This is a genomic window from Dankookia sp. GCM10030260 (assembly GCF_042666655.1).
Lineage (GTDB): Bacteria > Pseudomonadota > Alphaproteobacteria > Acetobacterales > Acetobacteraceae > Paracraurococcus.
Genome location: NZ_JBHTDE010000001.1, coordinates 1059950 through 1078270, shown reverse-complemented (window position 1 = coordinate 1078270; position 18321 = coordinate 1059950). Strand labels below are relative to the sequence as shown.

Here is an 18321-nt window from a genome sequence, read left to right as displayed (position 1 = left end):
GCCGCTACTCGGCCGCCAGGGCCTCGGGCGTCACCAGCACGGCGTGGTTCGGCCGCGGCAGCAGCGCCAGCCGGGCGTCCAGCCGGCCCTGCACCATGTCGCGGAACAGCGCCCGGTTCAGCGGCCCGGTCTCCGGTACCCGGTCGAGGAAATCCTGGAACACGCCGCGGTAGCGCGCCGCCTGGCGGACGAAGCGTTCGTCCACCTGGAAGCGCGCCATCTCCTCCGGCGTCGCCGGCAGCAGCCGCAGGATCGCCAGGCCAAGCTCGGCCCCGGCCGGCAGCGGCAGCTCGACCGCTGGCTGGCCCTCCGGGCCCTCCGGCGTGCGCCAGCCGAAGACCAGCCGCCACATCGCCGCCATGACCGCGGCCAGCTCCCGCCCGGTGAGGTCCCACTCCGCCACCAGTCGGGCCAAGCGGGTCTCGGTCGCCAGCGCCTGCTGCGTCTCGGCTTGGCGCCGCCCGGTGGTGGCCTGGCCCAGCAGCAGGCGGATCTGCTCCTGCAGCAGCGTCGTCTGCTCGCGCGATTCGGCCAGCAGCGCCTGCAGGGCGAGCTGGCGGCTGTCGCCGGCCTCCCCCTGGCGCAGCAGGGCGCCGCGCAGCGCCGCCAGCTCCGCCCGCTGGACCTGCCAGGCCTGGGCAAGGAGGACGGCGCAGCCGGGCAGCAGCAGGCCGGCGGCGAGGCTGCCCCAGCCGGCAGGACCCAGCGCGAGCAACCCCTCGGGCCCGGCCAAGGCGATCAGCAGCAGGGTGGCGCCGACCGGGACGAGGGCGGCGAGGAGCAGGAGACCGAAGCCGATGGCGCGGGCGAGCAGGCGCAAGGCGGGCAGCCCTCCGTGTCCGGGGTCACTCAAGCATGTCGGTAGATCGCGTTTAATTTACACTATGCCAGGGCGATTTCCAGCGAGTCCTTTCCCCGGCCTGCGGCATCTGCCGGCCTGTGGCCGCCCTGCCGCGGTCCATCCTCGGGGCCACGCTGACGGAATTGATGGTCCGCTTGCAGCAACGAGGTCGAGGTCGCCGAAGGCCGTGCGGCAGGCCACGCAACTGCCACCGGACCAGATCAGCGCTGCCCGGAGGGCGGGGCGCGGCTGGCTCATGGCCACCGACGGCAGCGCCGCCCTTCCGTGCGACGTGCTCGCCTGGCTGAGCGCCGCCGACCGCATCGCCCCGACCGGCGACGCAGCCGGGACAGCGCCTGGCGACCGCAGGCGCTCGGTCGGGCCTCCCACGACAAGGCAGGCCGGGCGCCGATGGCGCCTTTCCCGATCGCGGCCGCTTTGATGGCATGCCTCCCCCCCTCCGCCGCTGCCGCGCATGCCTGCGAGCCGCCGCTTCCTGCCCGACGGCACCCCCGGCCGGGTCGCCTGCGACGCGTGCCGGGCCTGTTCGCACGACGTCGCACGCCGCATCCGCATCGGCCTGTCCGGGGCGCAGCGTGCACCGCCGGTCGGGCCGGTTCGGCCGGCAGCCGCGGCTGGTTCCGCCCGGCGAATGGACGGCGTTCCCGCCTGCGTCACCCTGGCCTAACCTGGACGTGGCGGCCGATCGGGGCCGCATGGGGGAAGCCGGCGGATGCTCGAGGTCTTCAACACCCTGGCGGATCGCGGGCTGCTGCCGCTTGGCGCCTTCCTGCTCGCCCTGTTGCTGCTGGCCAACGAGATCGGCTACCGCATCGGCCGCTGGCGCGCCGCGGTCCGCGCCGAGACCGTCGAAAGCAACATCGGCATGCTCACCACCGGCATGCTGGGCCTGCTCGCCTTCACCCTCGGCCTGACCATTTCCATCGCCGAATCGCGCTACGAGGCCCGCCGCGACATGGTGGTGACCGAGGCGAATGCGATCGGCACCGCCTGGCTGCGCGCCGGGCTGGTGCGCGGCGGCGAGGGCCCCGAGATCCGCCGCGAGCTGGAGGACTACACCCGGCTCCGCCTCGACTACACCCGCGCCGGGCCCGACCTGGAGGCCGAGGCGGCGCTGAACGTCGCCACCAATGCGGCGCAGGGCCGCATCTGGGCGCTGGCCCAGGCGGCGACGCTGCGCGACCCGACCCCGGTGATGGTCAGCGTCTTCGCCTCGCTCAACGAGACCTTCGATGCCGCCCTGGCGCAGCGCTTCGCCTATGAGAGCCGGGCGCCGGCGCACATCCAGTGGCTGCTGCTGGCCGGCTCGCTGCTCTCGGTCGGGGCGATCGGCCTGCAGCTCGGCCTCGGGCCGCAACGGTACCTGGTGCTGAGCGTGCTGCTGATGGTGATGTGGACCGGGGGGATGCTGCTGATCGCCGACCTGAACCGGCCGCGCCAGGGCAATATCCGGGTCGATCCGGCGCCGCTGGTCTGGACGCTGCAGGGGTTCGCCGGCAGCATGCCAGCGACAGCGCCGAAGCCTTAGCAGGCAAGGCCGGGGAGACGGCATTCTCCCTGCCCCGCTCATCCAGTCCTGTGGGTCGGCTCCCGCCGCGAAGCGATGGGCGCGCGAGGCGCGAAGCTGGTATACTTTGGCACGGCGCGATTCGGCGCCGCCAAGGACCCCTTCCCCATGGCACGCAAGCCGGCCCGGCCCCGTCCGGTGGACGCCGCGATCATCCGGCTGATGGCCCTCGTCGCCAAGGGCGTCGCGCCGCACCGCATGGCCCGCGAGGTGGAGATTATCGCCGCCGAATGGGCCGCGGCGCCGGAGGCCGACCCCTCCGAGGTGCGTGACAGGTTGGACCAGCTGCGCGAGATGATCGCCACCGGCGTCGCCGATGCCGAGGAGCAGGTCTCCGATGTCGACAGCAGCGAGCCGGCGGCGGTGAAGCAGGCCGCCGCCACGCTGGCCGCGTTGCGGGCGACCCAGGACGCCGCGACGCGGGCGCTGGAAGCGGCCTGAGGCCCCTTCCGCGACGGGTGCCAGACTCCCCGAAAGAGAGCTGGGTCCAGGGAGGACACTGCCTCCCTGGCCTTCACAGCCCTGCCCGCATCCGCCCCGGGTTGAGGATTCCCATCGGGTCGAGCACCGCCTTCACCCGCCGGCCGATCGCCCCCAGCGCCGCGGGCTCCTCCGGCAGCACCGCGACCGCGGCGCGCAGCGGCTCCGGCGCGCGGAACAGGGTGAAGGTGCCGCCGGTGGCCTCGGCCGCGGCGACCACCCGGGCATGGGCGTCCGGCCTCGCCGGCCCGGCCAGCCAGACCAGCCCACCGCCCCAGTCGAGCAGCGCCTTGTCGAGCCCCGCCGCGGCCACGACCTGCGGCCCCGCGGTCGGCCGGACGGAGACGCGCCAGATGGCCTCGTCCGGCGTCGCGCCCAGCGGTTCGGCCTCTCGCACTGATGCCCAGAGGGCGCGGCTTTCCTCCAGGTCGATGACCGTCACCTCGCCCAGGGCGGCCAGATCGGCGCGCAGCCGGCCGCAGCGGTAGGCGACGGAGTCGGAAAAATCCTCGATCCGCAGCAGCGCCAGCGGGCCGGGGCGGCCCGGGGTGCCGCCTGGCAGCAGCGCCGCGCCGGAGACCCCGAAGGGACTGCCGAGCCCGGCCGAGAGCACCCGGACGCCGGCCGCCAGGTCCGCCACGCGCACTGCGACGGTGCCGGAGGAGGCCGGGCCAGGCAGCACCTTCAAGGTCACCTCGGTGATGACGCCCAGCGTGCCATGCGCCCCGGCCAGCAGCTTGCAGAGGTCGAGCCCGGTGACGTTCTTCAGCACCCGCCCGCCGCTGCGGAAAATCTCTCCCGTCCCGCTGGCGGCGCGGATGCCCATGACATGGTCGCGCATGGCGCCGCCGGCGATGCGGCGCGGGCCCGAGAGGTTGGTGGAGAGCAGCCCGCCGATCGTCGGCGGGAGGCTGGCGCCGAACAGCGCGCCGAAGCTCGGCGGCTCGGCGATCAGGTGCTGGCCCTTCTCGGCCAGCGCCGCCTCGATCTCCGGCAGCGGGGTGCCCGCCCAGGCGGAGACGATCATCTCCGACGGGCTGTAGAGCGTGATCCCGCCCAGCCCGCGGGTCGACAGCGTCCGGGCCGCCTGCACCGGGCGGAGGAAGGCGCGCTTGGTCCCATTCCCCTCGATCGCCAGCGGCTCCCCGGCTGCCGCGGCTTCGGCGATGGCGGCGGAGAGCGCGGCCTCGGTGGCCGGGGCGAGGACCTCGGTGCTCATGCCGCGCGCGGCAGCGTGGCGGGGGCGAAGGCGGGGTTGTCCTCCAGCGGGAAGACCTTGGCCGGGTTCAGCAGCCAGTCGGCGTCGAAGGCGCCCTTGATCCGGCGCTGCAGGGTCAGCTCCGCCGCGGTGAACTGCACGCCCATCAGGTCGCGCTTCTCGACGCCGACGCCGTGCTCGCCGGTCAGGCAGCCGCCGACCTCGACGCAGAGCTTGAGGATGTCGGCGCCGAAGGTCTCGGCCTTGTGGAAGCTGGCCGGGTCGTTGGCGTCGAACATGATCAGCGGATGCAGGTTGCCGTCGCCAGCGTGGAAGATGTTGGCGACCTGCAGGCCGTAATCGGCCGACATCTCGCCGATGCGCTTCAGCACGAAGGGCAGCTGGCCGGTCGGGATGGTACCGTCCATGCAGAGGTAGTCGGGGCTGATCCGCCCCACCGCGCCGAAGGCGCCCTTGCGGCCCTTCCAGATCGCCAGCGACTGCTCGGCCGATTCGGCCACCTTGACGCTGATCGGGTCGAACCGCTCGCAGATGCCCTTCAGCTGGGCCAGCAGCGAGTCCTGCTCCGCCACGCTGCCCTCGACCTCGATGATCAGCAGGGATTCGGCATCCAGCGGGTAGCCGGCATGGGCGAAGGCCTCGCAGGCGTGGATCGCCGGGCGGTCCATGAACTCCAGCGCGACGGGGATGATGCCCGAGGCGATGATGGCATCCACCGCCTCACCGGCGATCTCGTTCGACTTGAAGGCGGCGAGCATGGCGCGCTGGCCTTCGGGGCTGTGCAGGATGCGCACCGTCACCTCGGTGATCACCGCCAGCATGCCTTCGCTGCCGGTCAGCAGCCCCAGCCAGTCATAGCCCGCGGCGTCGAGGTGCTTGCCGCCGACCTCGAGGATGTCGCCCTCGATCGTCACCAGCTTCAGGCCGAGCAGGTTGTTGGCGGTGACCCCATACTTCAGGCAATGCGCCCCGCCGGAGTTCATGTTGACGTTGCCGCCGATCATGCAGGCGAGCTGGCTGGACGGGTCGGGCGCATAGAAGAAGCCGTCATCGGCGACATGCGCGGTGATGCCCAGGTTGGTGACGCCGGCCTCGACCACCGCCAGGCGGTTGTCGTAGTCCACTTCCAGGATGCGGTTCATCCGCATCATGCCCATCACCACCGCATCGGCCAGCGGCAGCGCGCCACCCGAAAGCGAGGTCCCGGCGCCGCGCGGGATCACCCGCACGCCGTTCTGGTGGCAATAGCGCAGGATGGCGGCGACCTGCTCCGTCGTCTCCGGCAGCACCACCGCCAGCGGCGGCTGCCGGTAGGCCGAGAGCCCGTCGGTCTCGTAGGGCTTGAGCCGCAGTTCCTCGCTGATCACCCCGTCGCCCATCGGGCCGGGGGGCAGGATGCGCTGCAGGGCGGCGACGATCTCGGCGCGGCGGGCCATCACGTCCGGCTTCGGGTCGGGCAGCCTGATCACGTCCCACTCTCCTGCAAGCATAGGGCAACGGCCGGAAAATGGGCCGGCCGGCGCCACCCGGCAAGCGGCGTGCTTGCCCCTTCCGGGCGGCGCGGGCAGTTTCCCGGCAATTCCGATTGGAGATGCGCGTGCCCCGCTTCCGCCCCCTGCTGCTTGCCGGCCTGCTGGCCCTCGGCCTGGCCGCCGCCCTCGCCGCACCCGCCGCGGCCCAGATCCGCGAGGGCAGCTACGCCGTCGAGGGCACCAACCCCGACGGCACCAACTACGACGGCGAATTCCTGTTGCGGACCGGGCCGGGCGGCGCCTGGGTGGGCAATTGGCGGGTGGCGAACGAGACCATCATGGGCCTCGGCCTGATCCAGGGCGGGGTGCTGGCGGTGTCCTTCGTGGTCAACGGCCGCCCCGGCGTCGCGGTCTTCGAGGTGGACCCGGATGGCCGGCTGCGCGGCAGCTGGACCACCGGCGGCGGGCTGGGGACGGAGATGATGACCCCGAAATGACCAGCCGGGGCGGAGCGGATTGAAGCGGGCTCAAAGCGGCCCAATTTGCCTCAAACCATGTGAGGCCGCTCCGGCCCCATTCGCGGCAAGGCTAGGCTGCGCCACGCTTTGCGGCCAGGACGCTTTTGTCTTTGAGGGATTGAGCAATTCAATCCGCCTCATCGGCGCGCCGAGGGCAAGGCGCCGCCTTGATTATCTTCCTATAATCTCCCCGGCCCCGCCATGCAAGGGAAATGCCCCCGCCGGCGGCCGGTACACGCAAAAACCCCGCCGCGGCAGCGCCGGCGGCGGGTTGCGTAACCCCAGTCCCCCGGCCCCGAGGGGCCGGGCGAGGCGCTTCAGCCCTGGCGGGCCTTCAGCCGGGGGTTCTTCTTGTTCAGCACGTAGATGCGGCCGCGGCGGCGCACCACGACGCAGTTCTTGTCCCGCGTCTTGGCGGACTTCAGGCTGTTGCGGATCTTCATCGGACTGGACCTTGGTACGCCGTGCGGCAGCGAAAGAGAGGCGGAGCGTCTAGGGGAAAGGGTGGCGGGCTGTCAACCAAACACGGCCTATTCCGCGGCTTGCCGCAAGAATCCGTCGCGCGTCTGCGGCAATTTCCGCCCCAGGATGCGCTCCGCAACCTGGGTCCGCAGCACCTGCGCGGTACCGCCGGCGATGGCGAACATCCGCGCGTCGCGGACGAAGCGCTCCATCGGGTTGTCGCGGCTGTAGCCGGCGGCGCCCCAGACCTGCAGCGCCTGGTTGGTGACCTCGATCGCGGTGTCGGCGGCCAGCACCTTGGCCTGGGCGGCGGCCAGGCGGTCGGGAAAGCCGCTGGCGCCATCGCCCGGCCCGGCGCTGCGGGCGGCGCGCCAGATCAGGGCGCGGGCGGCCTCGAGCTTGATCGACATGTCGGCCAGCATCCAGCCGAGCCCCTGGAATTCGGCGATCGGCCGGCCGAATTGCCGCCGCGCCTGGGCATAGGCCAGGGCCTGGTCATAGGCCCCGGCGGCGATGCCGAGCGCCGCGGTCGCCGCGCCGACCCGCTGGCCGTTATAGGCCTCCATCAGCCGGCCGAAGCCGCGGGCGAAGCCCCCCGGCGGGCGCAGCACCATCGCATCCGGCACCTCCAGCCCGCGGAAGTGGATCTCCGCCTCCGGCATGCCCTTCAGCCCCATGGACGGGATGCGGCGGTGGATGACGAGGCCGGCCGGGTCCCCTTCCCCGCCGCGCACCACCAGGAAGCCGCCGATGCCGAGATCGACGCCGGCCTCGAAGGCCCGGGCGAAGATGAGGTGCAGGCGGGAGACGCCGCCGCCGGTGATCCAGTGCTTCACCCCGTCGATCACCCAGGTATCGCCGTGGCGCACCGCGCGGGTGGTCATCTCGGTCGCCGCCGACCCGGCGTCCGGCTCGGTGATGCAGATCGCCGGCTTGTCGCCGGCGAGCACGAGCCCGGCCGCCAGCCGCTGCTGCGCCGGGCTGCCATAGGCCATGACCGCGCCGATCGCGCCCATGTTGGCCTCGACCGCGATGCGGCCGCAGACCGCGCAGGCCTTGGCGAATTCCTCGATCACCAGGACCGCGTCGAGATAGGACAGCCCGGGGCCGCCGAAGCTCCGCGGCACGGTGAGGCCCATGAAGCCCGCCTCGGTCATCCGGCGGACCATCGGCCAGGGGTATCGCTCGCTGCGGTCGGTCTCGGCGGCCTGGGCCGCGGCCTCCTGCGCCAGGTCTCGCGCGCGTTCGCGCAACCTCGCCTGGTCCGGCGTCAGACCGTCCATGCCCGTTGTCCTTCCCCTGTTCCCACCCCGTTACCCGCCGCGCATCGCCGCCGCAATGGCCGGGGCCAGATCGCGGAATTCCGTCGCGCGCGGGCTGCGCGTCCGCCAGGCCAGGGCCAGGCTGCGGCCGGAGGGCGCCGCCTCGCCCGGCTCGCCTTCCAGCGGCCGCACCTCGACCGAGGTGCCGGCCAGCACGCCGCCCGCCACCGCCAGCTGCGGCACCAAGGTGACGCCGAGCCCGCTGGCGACCATCTGCACCAGGGTATGCAGCGAGGTGGCGGCGAACCCCTCCTCCCCCGGCAGGGTGCCGCGCGGCAGGCCGCAGGCGTCGAGCGCGTGTTCGCGCAGGCAATGCCCGTCCTCCAGCAGCAGCAGCCGCTCGGCGGCAAGCGCGCCGACCGGCACGCGGTCCCGCGCCGCCAGCCGGTGGCCGGCCGGCAGCGCCGCCAGGAAGGGGTCGGCGGCGATCGGCAGGGTCTCCACCTCGCCGCAGGCGCAGGGCAGCGCCAGCAGCAGCAGGTCCAGCCGGCCGCGGTCGAGCTGCGCCACCAGCCGCTCGGTCTGGTCCTCCCGCAGCCAGAGCCGCAGGCGGGGGAAGGCCTCGCGCAAAGCGGGCATCAGCCGGGGCAGCAGGAAGGGGCCGATGGTGGGGATGATGCCGAGCCGGAGCGGGCCGGAGAGCGGGTCGCGCGACGCGGCGGCGGTCTCGGCCACCGCCTCCAGCGCCGCCAGCGCCCGGCGGGCGCGCTCCACCACCTCCAGCCCCAGCGGGGTGAAAACCGGGCGCTTGGCGGCGCCGCGTTCCAGCAGCCCGGCATCGAGCTGGCGTTCGAGCGCGATGATGCCGGCCGAGAGGGTGGACTGGGTGACCGCGCAGGCATTGGCGGCGCGGCCGAAATGGCCGTGGTCGGCCAGCGCCAGAAGGTAGCGGAGCTGCTGCGGGCTGGGCAGGGGAACCATCGAAGCAACCGATCAAAACGGCTGGCTTCTATAGGCTGCGTCCCAGTCCGAGGCCAGTATCCGCGGCCAGCCGACGCGGACCACCGGACGGCGCCCCGGGGATTCCCGGGGCGCCGCCGCAGGGTCGGGTCAGGCCAGGTCGAAGCGGTCCAGATTCATCACCTTGGTCCAGGCCGCCACGAAGTCACGCACGAAGGCTTCCTCGCCGCCGGCGCTGCCGAAGACCTCGGCCAGGGCGCGCAGCTGCGAGTTGGAGCCGAACACCAGGTCAACCCGGGTCCCGGTCCACTTCACCGTGCCGGTCGCCCGGTTGCGCCCCTCGAACAGCTCCGCGGTCGAGCTGGTCGGCGCCCAGTCCGTGTCCATGTCGAGCAGATTGACGAAGAAGTCGTTGGTCAGCACGCCCGGCCGCTTGGTGAAGACGCCGTGCGGCACCTGCCCCGCATTGGCGCCCAGCACGCGCAGGCCGCCCACCAGCACGGTCATCTCCGGCGCCGAGAGCGTCAGCAGCTGGGCCCGGTCGACCAGCAGTTCCTCCGCCGAGACGGCGTACTGGGTCGTCAGGTAGTTGCGGAAGCCGTCCGCGGTCGGCTCCAGCACCGCGAAGGACTCGACGTCGGTCTGCTCCTGGGAGGCGTCGGTGCGGCCCGGGGTGAAGGGCACCTCGACAGCATGGCCCGCATCCTTCGCCGCCTGCTCGACCGCGGCGCAGCCGCCGAGGACGATCAGGTCGGCCATCGAGACGCGCTTGCCGCCGGCGGCCGAGGCATTGAAGTCCTGCTGGATGGCTTCGAGCTTGGCCAGCACCGTCGCCAGCTGGGCCGGCTGGTTGACCTCCCAGTCCTTCTGCGGCGCCAGGCGGAGACGGCCGCCATTCGCGCCGCCGCGCTTGTCGGAGCCGCGGAAGGTCGAGGCCGCGGCCCAGGCGGCGCCGACGAGCTGCGGGATGGTGAGGCCGGAGGCGAGGATCTTCGCCTTCAGCGCGGCGATGTCGGCGGCGTCCACCAGCGGATGCGTGACCGCCGGGACCGGGTCCTGCCACAGCAATTCCTCGGCCGGGACCAGCGGGCCCTGGTAGCGGGCGCGCGGCCCCATGTCGCGATGGGTCAGCTTGAACCAGGCGCGGGCGAAGGCTTCGGTGAACGCTGCCGGGTTCTCATGGAAGCGCTTGGAGATCGGCCCGTAGATCGGGTCGAGCTTCAGCGAGAGGTCGGTCGTCGCCATCATCGGCGCGTGCCGCACCGCCGGGTCGTGCGCATCGGGCACGGTGTTGGCGGCTTCCGGGTTCTTCGGCGTCCACTGCCAGGCGCCGGCCGGGCTCTTGGTCAGCTCCCAGTCGTAGTTGAACAGGTTGTCGAAGTAGCCGTTGTCCCAGGCGATGGGGTTGTTGGTCCAGGCGCCCTCGAGGCCGCTGGTGATGGTGTGCACGCCCTTGCCGCTGCCGAAGTCGTTCTTCCAGCCGAGGCCCTGGAGTTCCATCGCGGCGGCCTCGGGCTCGCGCCCGACCAGCGCCGCGTCGCCGGCGCCATGGCACTTGCCGAAGGTATGGCCGCCGGCGATGAGGGCGACGGTCTCCTCGTCGTTCATCGCCATGCGGGAGAAGGTCTCGCGGATGTCGCGCGCCGCGGCGAGCGGGTCCGGCGTGCCGTTCGGGCCCTGCGGGTTGACGTAGATGAGACCCATCTGCACGGCGCCAAGCGGGTTCGCCAGCTCACGGTCGCCGGTGTAGCGGGTGTCGCCCAGCCAGGTGTCCTCGGCGCCCCAGTAGATGTCCTCCTCCGGCTCCCAGACATCCTCGCGGCCGAAGCCGAAGCCGAAGGTCTTGAAGCCCATGGTTTCCATGCCGACGTCGGCGGCCAGGATCATCAGGTCGGCCCAGGAAATCCGGTTGCCGTATTTCTGCTTGATCGGCCAGAGCAGGCGGCGCGCCTTGTCGAGGTTGCCGTTGTCGGGCCAGGAGTTCAGCGGGGCGAAGCGCTGGCTGCCGCTGCCGGCGCCGCCACGGCCATCGGCGATCCGGTAGGTGCCGGCGCTGTGCCAGGCCATGCGGACGAACAACGGGCCGTAATGGCCGTAATCGGCCGGCCACCAGTCCTTGCTGTCGGTCACCAGCGCGGCGAGGTCACGCTTCAGCGCCTCGATGTCGAGCGCCTTGAGCTCCTCGGCATAGCGGAAGCCCCTGGCCATCGGGCTGGAGGCCGGGGAATGCTGGTGCAGGATCCGGAGGTTGAGCTGGTTCGGCCACCAGTCACGGTTCGACCGGCCGCCCGAGCTCGCATGCTTCGGCGCGCCGTGGATGACCGGGCACTTGCCCACGTTCTGGCCGCTATGTCCGTCCATGTTCTTCTCCGTCCCTCGGTTGTTGGGGTCGACCCGGACCGTGCGAAGGACGTCACGACCAGTCCAGAGGCGACCTGATTCCGTTCCCGCTCCGTCTTGCGCAGCCTGCGGTGGTCGAGGCCAGGGCCCGCGGCCCGGACCGGGGCGACTCCCCGGACTCGGCCGGACCGTGAGCGCCCCATCGGCCTGACGCCACCTGGCGGCACCGGCGGATCTGCTCACGGATTGAAGCCTATGCCGTCGCGCCCTCACGCTCCAATGAATAATTCATGGAAGCTTGATCGGCTGGATCGATCACAATTGCCGATGCCCGACCCTTGCGGACCTACGGCAACCATCGAAGCTGTCGATGCATCCCGTTCAAACTATTCATTGGCCGCGACATGCTGCGCTGCATATATTGCATTGCAGCACCGAGGGCCGGACACGATGCGCCCCCGCTGCACCCGAGACCGAGGAGCACGCGACCCATGCTGACCGTTGGCGATACCTTCCCCTCCTTCAAGCTCGCCGCCGTGAAGGCCGGCCCCGAGGGCCTCGGCGGCCCCGGCAAGTCCTTCACCGAGATTTCCTCCGAGTCCGACGCCGGCAAGTGGAAGATCGTCTTCTTCTGGCCGAAGGACTTCACCTTCGTCTGCCCGACCGAGATCGCCGCCTTCGCCAAGCTGTCGGGCGAGTTCGCCGACCGCGACGCGGTGGTCTACGGCGTTTCCACCGACAGCGAGTTCGTCCACCTGAACTGGCGCGTCTACAACGACGACCTGCGCGACCTGTCGATCCCGATGCTGGCCGACATCAAGCGCGAGCTGTCCTCGGCGCTCGGCATCCTCGACAAGGACGCCGGCGTCCCGCTGCGCGCCACCTTCATCGTCGACCCGGACGGCACCATCCAGTGGGCCTCGGTCAACGGCCTGAACGTCGGCCGCAACCCGCAGGAAGTGCTGCGCGTGCTCGACGCGTTGCAGACCGACGAACTCTGCCCCTGCAACTGGACCAAGGGCGAAGAGGCCCTCGACGCCCAGAAGCTGTTCGACAAGGCGGCCTGAGTTAGGTCGCGCACGCAAGCAGCCGCCACGACAACCCTATTTGCGTGCGCGAAAAGGGGGGCAATCAGCCCCCCTTAGCCCCCCCCGCTCCCGCGTCCCCCCCGGCGCGGGAGAGGGTTGGTCGAACGGATCGCCGGCAGCTGCCCCGATCCGCTCCGCCCACCCGATGACCAGCCCCCGAAGGAGCCCGCCATGTCGCTGGAAGCCCTGCGCAATTCCCTGCCCGACTACGCCAAGGACCAGAAGCTGAACCTCGGCAGCCTGGCCGCCGAGACCGTGCTGACCCCGCAGCAGCGCGCCGGCACCTTCATCGCCTCGGCGCTCGCCAGCCGGAACCCGACCGTCATCAAGGAGATCGTCGGCGAATTCGGCCCCCAGCTCAGCCCCGAGGCGCTGGTCGCGGCCAAGACAGCCGCGAGCATCATGGGGATGAACAACGTCTACTATCGCTTCACCCATTTGGTGCACGGCGATTACGCCCAGATGCCGGCGAAGCTGCGGATGAACGCCATGGCGAAGCCCGGCGTGGACAAGGTGGATTTCGAGCTCTGGTCGCTCGCCGTCTCGGCCATCAACGGCTGCGGCATGTGCATGGAGAGCCACGAGAAGGTCCTCCTGCAGCACGGCATCGGCAAGGAAGCCGTGCAGGCCGCGGTGCGCATCGCCGCGGTGCTGCATGCGACGGCCGCGACGCTCGACGGCGAGGCCGCGCTCGCGGCCTGACCGCTGGACGAGGGGATTCACCCGACCTTCATCCGGGTGCGCCACTGTCTTCCGGGACAGACGGGCAGCCGATGCATGGACGGGAACGCGCAGCCGCGGCGGGTGACGGACCGGGAGCGATTCCTCACCTTCGCCCTCGCCGCGGCCGAGATCCTGCTGGAAGTGGCACCCGATGGCCGCATCCTGTTCGCCGCCGGCGCGCTGCAGAGCCGGCTCGGCGCCCCGGCCGAGGCCTGGGTCGGCCGGCCGGTGCGGGACCTGCTCGCCCGCGGTGACCGTCAGGGCTTCGACCTGGCCTTCGCCGGGCTGCAGGCACGTGACCGGCTGCCGCCGATCTGCTTCCATCTGGCCGATTCCCGCCGCACCCCGATGTCCTGCGCCGGGCTGCGGTTGCTCGGCCAGGATGCCGACCGCATCTGCCTGACCTTCGCCGCCATGCCCGGTGGGTCGGGGGAGGCCCCGGCGCCTTCGGGTCCCGCCGCGCTGCGCGACGCCGCCGAGCTCGCGGCGCGCGACGGCGGCGCCGCCGGCACCCTCGGCCTGATCGAATTGCGCGACGAGGCCGGCCCGCTCACCCCCTCCGCGGAGATCGCCGAACGGATCCGGGAGACCATCGCCGGCGGCCTGGCGCCGGATGCGGTGGCGGGCGAACTCGCCGCCGGCCGCTACGGGCTGATCTCGGTGGCGGAGACCGACCTGGCCGAGCTCGGCGCCCGCATCGCCGCCGCCGCCGGCGACGGCGCCTCGGTCGCCACCCGCAGCCTGCCGCTGGCGGCAGAGGGCCTGACGCCGATGCAGGCCTCCCGGGCGCTGCGCCATGCGCTCGCCTGCTTCACCCGCGACGGGCCCGAGGCGCTGGACCAGGCCGGCTTCGCCGATGGGCTCTCGGGCTTCGTGGCGGAGGCCTATGGGCGCGCCGTCTGGCTCCGCCGCGCCATCGCCGAGCGCCGCTTCCGCCTGGCCTTCCAGCCGATCGTCTCGCTCGCCGATGCCACGCCGCACCACTACGAGGCGCTGCTGCGGCCGGAGCCGGATGCCTCCTCCCCGGTCAGCGGGGTGCAGGAATTCGTCACCTTCGCCGAGACGGCCGGCCTGTCGGAAGAACTGGACTGGGCGGTGCTGGCCACGGTCTGCGCCGCGGCGCGGCGGGCGCGGCAGACCCGCATCGCCGCCAACCTCTCCGGCCTCACTTTGCAGAGCCCCGCCTTCCGCGAGCGCCTGCTCGGCCTGCTGGATGCCGAGCCGCTGCTGCAGCACCGCCTGCTGATCGAGATCACCGAGACCGCGGAGATCGAGGACGAGGCCGAGGCGGTGCGCACGGTGGAGGCGCTGCGCGCGCGCGGCCTGCCGCTCTGCATCGACGATTTCGGCGCGGGTGCGGCGGCCTTCCGCTACCTGCGCGCCTTCCGGGTGGACTACGTGAAGATCGACGGGCTCTACGTCACCGCCGCCGCGCGCAGCGACCAGGATCGCGGCATCGTCGCCGGCATGGTCGACCTGGCCCGCACCGTGGGCGCCCGGGTGGTCGCCGAGCGGATCGAGACCGAGGCGGAGGCGGCCCTGATGCGCGAACTGGGCGTGGATTACGGCCAGGGTTGGCTCTACGGCAAGCCGGGGCCGCTGCCCGGGAGCGATTGACGCCGCGGGCCGCCGCGCGTCCCATCCCGGCAACAGGAGGCGACGCGATGACCGACCGGAGCTGCCAGGCCCCCGACCCCGCGACCCGCACCCCGCGTACCCGCCTGCCGCCCGGCGCCTGCGACGCGCATTGCCATGTCTTCGGCCCGGCCGACCGCTACCCCTATGCGCCCGACCGCGCCTATACCCCACCCGACGCGCCGCTGGCCGAACTGCGGCGGGTGCACCGGACCATCGGCGTCGAGCGCGCGGTGATCGTCCAGGCAAGCTGCCACGGCACCGACAACACCGCGATGCTGGACGCCATCGCCACATCCGGCGGGGCCTACCGGGGCATCGCCATCGTCGACGGCGGCGTCACCGATGCCGAGCTCGCCCGGCTGGATGCGGGCGGCATCCGCGGCGTGCGCTTCAACTTCGTCCGCCACCTCGGCGGCGCGCCGGACCTCGATGTCTTCGACGCGGTGATGGGCCGGATCGAGGCGCTCGGCTGGCACGTGGTGCTGCATCTCGACGCCGAGGACATCCTGGAGCATGCGGCGCGGATCGGCCGGCTGCGGGTGCCCTTCGTCATCGACCACATGGGCCGGGTGAAAGCGCGCGGCGGGCTGGGCCAGGCGCCGTTCCAGGCGCTGCTCGACCTGCTGCGCAACCCGCTGGCCTGGGTGAAGGTCTGCGGCGCGGAGCGGGTCTCCTCGGCCGGCGCCCCCTTCCTGGATGCGGTGCCCTTCGCCGCGGCGCTGGTCGGGGCCGCGCCCGACCGGGTGCTGTGGGGGACCGACTGGCCGCACCCGAACATCGCCGGCGACATGCCGAACGACGGCGACCTGGTGGACCTCCTCGCCGCTGTCACGGCGGATGCGGGGCTGCGGCAGCATGTGCTGGTGGACAATCCGGCGCGGCTCTACTGGGCGTAAGCGCCGAGGAGACGACAAGGCCGGGGAGAAGGTATCTCCCCGGTCCCCTCACCTTTTTTTGGGTGGATACCTGCCGCGCGACGCATGCCAAGCCCACAGAAGGCAATAGAGGGGTTGGACGCATGCGTCCAACGGGAGGAAAAGCCTTCTCCCCGCGAGCTTCACCCGCGCCGTCAGCTCCAATCCGCCCGCACATACCGATAGCCTTCCCCGTCCCGCAGCATGTGCCCCGCCGCCGGGAAGGGAAAATGGTAGCCGATGACCTGGATGCGGTCGGTCGCCACTTCGTCCAGCACCCGGCGGCGGGTCGCCTCGGCCGCCGCCGCGTCGAATTCGAACATCGACCGCAGCCCTGGCCGGCGGGCGAAGAGTTCCGGCCGGTGCGTCGTGTCGGCCAGCACCATCAGCTGCTGCCCGGCATCGGCGACGCGGAAGATGCAGTGGCCGGGCGAGTGGCCGAAGGCGGCCACGGCATGGATGCCGGAGGCGACCTCGGCGCCCGCGGCGAAGCGGCGGGTACGGTCGCGGTAGGGCGCGAAGCGGCGGGCGACATTGGCGAAGTTGACCCGCTGGCCCTCCGGGCTGCGGGTCTCGTTGGCCGGGTCGCTCCACCAGGCCCATTCCGGCTCGGCCACCGCGACCTCGGCATTGGGGAAGACGGCGGTGCCGTCCCGCGTCGTCAGGCCATGGATATGGTCCTGGTGGCAATGGGTGATGACGACCAGCCCGACCTTGGCGGGATCGAGCCCCGCGGCGGCCATGTTGGCGGCGAGCAGCCCGGCGGTGGGTGCCATCTGGCCGCCGGTGCCGGTGTCGAAGGCGACCAGCAGCTTGCCCGTATCGACGAAGGTGACGGTATAGGGCCCGTCATAGGTCGCGGTCGGCAGGAAGCTCTCGGCCAGGGTCGCCTGCACCTCGGCGAGCGGGGCGTTGCGGACCAGGCCCTCGGCGTTGCGCCGGACGAAGCCGTCGAAGACCGTGGTGACGGTGAAGCCGCCGAGCTGGAAGCGGTACCAGCCCGGTGCCTGCAGGCGGGGGGCCTGTGGCACGGCGCTGGCCGGGGCGGCCTGGGCCATGGCCCGGCCGACCAGGGCAGGGGCGGCGAGCGACGCGATCAGCGCGGCGCGGCGGGTGGTCTCCATCGGGCATCCCTCCCAGGCGGATTTGCCGGGGAGGATGCGCCAGCGGTAGCGGTTATGCCACCCGGTGCGGCGGGGCGGTGTGCTTGAGCAGCACGGCGTCGAGGTTCTCGAGCGCCCGGTTGCCCATGGCGTCGCGCACCTCGATCGTGGCGCTGCCGAGATGCGGCAGCAGGGCGACGTTCTCCAGCGTCATGTAGCCCGGGTTCACCTTCGGCTCGCCGTCGTAGACATCGAGGCCGGCGGCGCGGATATGGCCGGACTTGAGGGCCGCGATCAGCGACTCGTCGTGCACCGAGACGCCGCGGCCGCTGTTCACGACGAGGCTGCCCTGCTTCATCTTCGCCAGGCGTTCGGCGTTCAGCCAGTGCTTGTTGGCGTCGCCGCCTGGCACGTGCATCGAGATGATGTCGATGGTGGACAGGAAGCTGTCCTCGTCGGCGTGGTAGATGGCGCCCTGCTCCACCTCGGGCGGCAGCTTCTGGACGTCGCGGTAGTGGATCTCCATCCGGAAGCCGCGCGCCATGGCGGCCAACTCGCGGCCGATCCGGCCGAAGCCCAGGATGCCGAGCTTCTTGCCTTCCAGCGTCACGCCCATGAGCTGGGTCGGCGCCCAGCCCTTCCACTGCCCGGCGCGGACCATGCGCTCGCCCTCGCCGGCGCGGCGGGCGGCCATCAGCATGAGGGTGAAGGCGCACTCGGCGGTGGCGAAGGAAAGCACCTCCGGCGTATTGACCACGACGATGCCGCGCGCCTTGGCGGCGGCGATGTCGATATGGTCGAAGCCGACCGAGAAGGTGGCGATGACCTTCACGCTGTCCGGCAGGGCGTTGATGCAGGCGGTGTTGAGCTGATCGCCGGCCGCGCCGAAGACGCCGGCGGCGCCGATCTCGGTGGCGCGGCGGGCGATCTCGGCGCCGTCGGTGGACCAGGGATCGTCCTGCGGGTTCAGCCGGGCGTCGTAGTCGCGGGCGGCGCGCGCCTCGATGGCGTCGGGCAGCTTGCGGGTGACGAGCAGGATCGGCTTCGGCATGGACGGCTCCTTTGGTGGTCCCGCGGCGGCCGGCCGCCGCGGGACGTGGGTGCCGTCCGTTAGCGCATTTCGACGAGGATGCCATCCACGCCGATGTTCAACGCGAGGCCGGTCCGGTTCGAAGTCAGCCGCAACACGACGCCCGAGGTGTTCTGCAGCCAGATCGGCCCGCTGAACTCCGCCCCCGGCGCCACGACGCCGGCCCGGAACTGGCCGAAGGTGCCGGGGAATTGGGACACGTCGGTCATGTTGAAGACCTCGCCGGTCGCGCGGATCCGCGCCATCCCGACGCCGCCGAGGCCGGCACCGCCGATCCGGAAGGGAATCCGGCGGCCCCGGTGGATCAGCGTCCCGCTGCCCCAGGACGCCTTGCCGATCATCCCGACCTGCCATTTGCGGACCTCGACCCGCGCAACGGCCTCGGACGGCCTGGGCTCGACCGGTGCGGCGGCCGGCGCAGGGGCGGGCGCCAGGGCAACCGGCGCGGGCGCCGGCTCGTGGCGCAGGCGGCCAGCAGCGCCGGCAGGACCAGGGGGGGCGTCGGGGTGGCGATCGGCATCGACGGGAACCTCCGGACAGTCGGTTGGCATGCGGCGCAGACCACTGCGGCCGTGCCCGGCGGGGCGGCCGGCGCACGCCGCCCCGCCGCACCCAGGGTGTGC

The 18321-nt window shown here is 72.1% G+C and carries 17 protein-coding genes; 7 read left to right on the top strand and 10 right to left on the bottom strand.

What is annotated here, in order from left to right; all coding sequences use genetic code 11:
- Positions 1-4: 4 nt before the first annotated feature.
- Positions 5-820 carry a hypothetical protein gene (locus ACFQS7_RS05150; protein ID WP_380065945.1) on the bottom strand — a complete coding sequence of 272 codons (816 nt, stop codon included), beginning with the start codon at positions 818-820 and terminating at the stop codon, positions 5-7.
- Between the two features lie 754 nt (positions 821-1574).
- On the opposite strand from ACFQS7_RS05150, the gene ACFQS7_RS05145 reads away from it, so the two are divergent.
- Together ACFQS7_RS05145 and ACFQS7_RS05140 are read left to right on the top strand one after the other, a co-directional pair.
- The gene (locus ACFQS7_RS05145) at positions 1575-2390 is read left to right on the top strand and encodes a hypothetical protein (protein WP_380065944.1); all 816 of its coding nucleotides are present in this window, start codon (positions 1575-1577) and stop codon (positions 2388-2390) included.
- A 147-nt stretch (positions 2391-2537) separates the two neighbouring features.
- Positions 2538-2870, top strand: coding sequence for a hypothetical protein (locus tag ACFQS7_RS05140; RefSeq protein WP_380065943.1), 333 nt, complete (start codon positions 2538-2540; stop codon positions 2868-2870).
- Positions 2871-2943: 73 nt separating this feature from the next.
- On the opposite strand, the gene ACFQS7_RS05135 is transcribed toward ACFQS7_RS05140, so the two are convergent.
- Together ACFQS7_RS05135 and ACFQS7_RS05130 are read right to left on the bottom strand one after the other, a co-directional pair.
- Positions 2944-4128, bottom strand: a complete 1185-nt coding sequence (locus ACFQS7_RS05135) for an FAD-binding protein (protein WP_380065942.1) — start codon at positions 4126-4128, stop codon at positions 2944-2946.
- On the bottom strand, positions 4125-5597 hold the full coding sequence (locus ACFQS7_RS05130) for an FAD-linked oxidase C-terminal domain-containing protein (protein WP_380065941.1): 1473 nt from the start codon (positions 5595-5597) through the stop codon (positions 4125-4127). The genes ACFQS7_RS05135 and ACFQS7_RS05130 overlap by 4 nt, the downstream gene beginning before the upstream one ends.
- Positions 5598-5725: 128 nt before the next feature.
- Between ACFQS7_RS05130 and ACFQS7_RS05125 the strand changes: the two genes are divergently transcribed.
- A complete protein-coding gene (locus ACFQS7_RS05125) occupies positions 5726-6097 on the top strand; it encodes a hypothetical protein (protein WP_380065940.1) in 372 nt (123 codons plus the stop codon).
- Positions 6098-6435: 338 nt separating this feature from the next.
- Here the strand turns inward: ACFQS7_RS05125 and ykgO are convergent, their stop codons facing one another.
- The 4 genes from ykgO to katG form a co-directional block, all read right to left on the bottom strand.
- Entirely contained in the window at positions 6436-6561 is a 126-nt protein-coding gene (gene ykgO, locus ACFQS7_RS05120) for a type B 50S ribosomal protein L36 (RefSeq protein ID WP_133287551.1), read from the bottom strand.
- Positions 6562-6648: 87 nt separating this feature from the next.
- Positions 6649-7863: a 3-sulfinopropanoyl-CoA desulfinase gene (gene acdA / locus ACFQS7_RS05115; RefSeq protein WP_380065939.1), complete on the bottom strand. Its 1215-nt coding sequence runs from the start codon at positions 7861-7863 to the stop codon at positions 6649-6651.
- Between the two features lie 30 nt (positions 7864-7893).
- Entirely contained in the window at positions 7894-8823 is a 930-nt protein-coding gene (locus ACFQS7_RS05110) for a hydrogen peroxide-inducible genes activator (RefSeq protein ID WP_380065938.1), read from the bottom strand.
- A 129-nt stretch (positions 8824-8952) separates the two neighbouring features.
- Positions 8953-11163 carry a catalase/peroxidase HPI gene (gene katG / locus ACFQS7_RS05105; protein ID WP_380065937.1) on the bottom strand — a complete coding sequence of 737 codons (2211 nt, stop codon included), beginning with the start codon at positions 11161-11163 and terminating at the stop codon, positions 8953-8955.
- Positions 11164-11633: 470 nt separating this feature from the next.
- Here katG and ACFQS7_RS05100 point away from each other — a divergent pair, with 470 nt between their 5' ends.
- From ACFQS7_RS05100 to ACFQS7_RS05085, 4 genes are all read left to right on the top strand, one after another.
- Positions 11634-12209: a peroxiredoxin gene (locus ACFQS7_RS05100; RefSeq protein WP_380065936.1), complete on the top strand. Its 576-nt coding sequence runs from the start codon at positions 11634-11636 to the stop codon at positions 12207-12209.
- A gap of 192 nt (positions 12210-12401) precedes the next feature.
- On the top strand, positions 12402-12932 hold the full coding sequence (locus tag ACFQS7_RS05095) for a carboxymuconolactone decarboxylase family protein (RefSeq protein WP_380065935.1): 531 nt from the start codon (positions 12402-12404) through the stop codon (positions 12930-12932).
- Between the two features lie 75 nt (positions 12933-13007).
- Positions 13008-14570 (top strand): EAL domain-containing protein, encoded by a 1563-nt coding sequence (locus ACFQS7_RS05090; RefSeq protein ID WP_380065934.1) that lies wholly within the window; start codon positions 13008-13010, stop codon positions 14568-14570.
- Between the two features lie 47 nt (positions 14571-14617).
- Complete coding sequence (locus ACFQS7_RS05085) at positions 14618-15487, top strand: amidohydrolase family protein (RefSeq protein WP_380065933.1); 870 nt, start codon at positions 14618-14620, stop codon at positions 15485-15487.
- A gap of 173 nt (positions 15488-15660) precedes the next feature.
- Here the strand turns inward: ACFQS7_RS05085 and ACFQS7_RS05080 are convergent, their stop codons facing one another.
- Genes ACFQS7_RS05080 through ACFQS7_RS05070 form a run of 3 tightly spaced genes read right to left on the bottom strand, consistent with a single transcriptional unit; the run spans position 15661 to position 18249 of the window.
- Positions 15661-16629 carry an MBL fold metallo-hydrolase gene (locus ACFQS7_RS05080; protein WP_380065932.1) on the bottom strand — a complete coding sequence of 323 codons (969 nt, stop codon included), beginning with the start codon at positions 16627-16629 and terminating at the stop codon, positions 15661-15663.
- A 52-nt stretch (positions 16630-16681) separates the two neighbouring features.
- The gene (locus ACFQS7_RS05075; protein ID WP_380065931.1) at positions 16682-17659 is read right to left on the bottom strand and encodes a 2-hydroxyacid dehydrogenase; all 978 of its coding nucleotides are present in this window, start codon (positions 17657-17659) and stop codon (positions 16682-16684) included.
- A 59-nt stretch (positions 17660-17718) separates the two neighbouring features.
- Complete coding sequence (locus ACFQS7_RS05070) at positions 17719-18249, bottom strand: hypothetical protein (protein WP_380065930.1); 531 nt, start codon at positions 18247-18249, stop codon at positions 17719-17721.
- Positions 18250-18321: the final 72 nt, after the last annotated feature.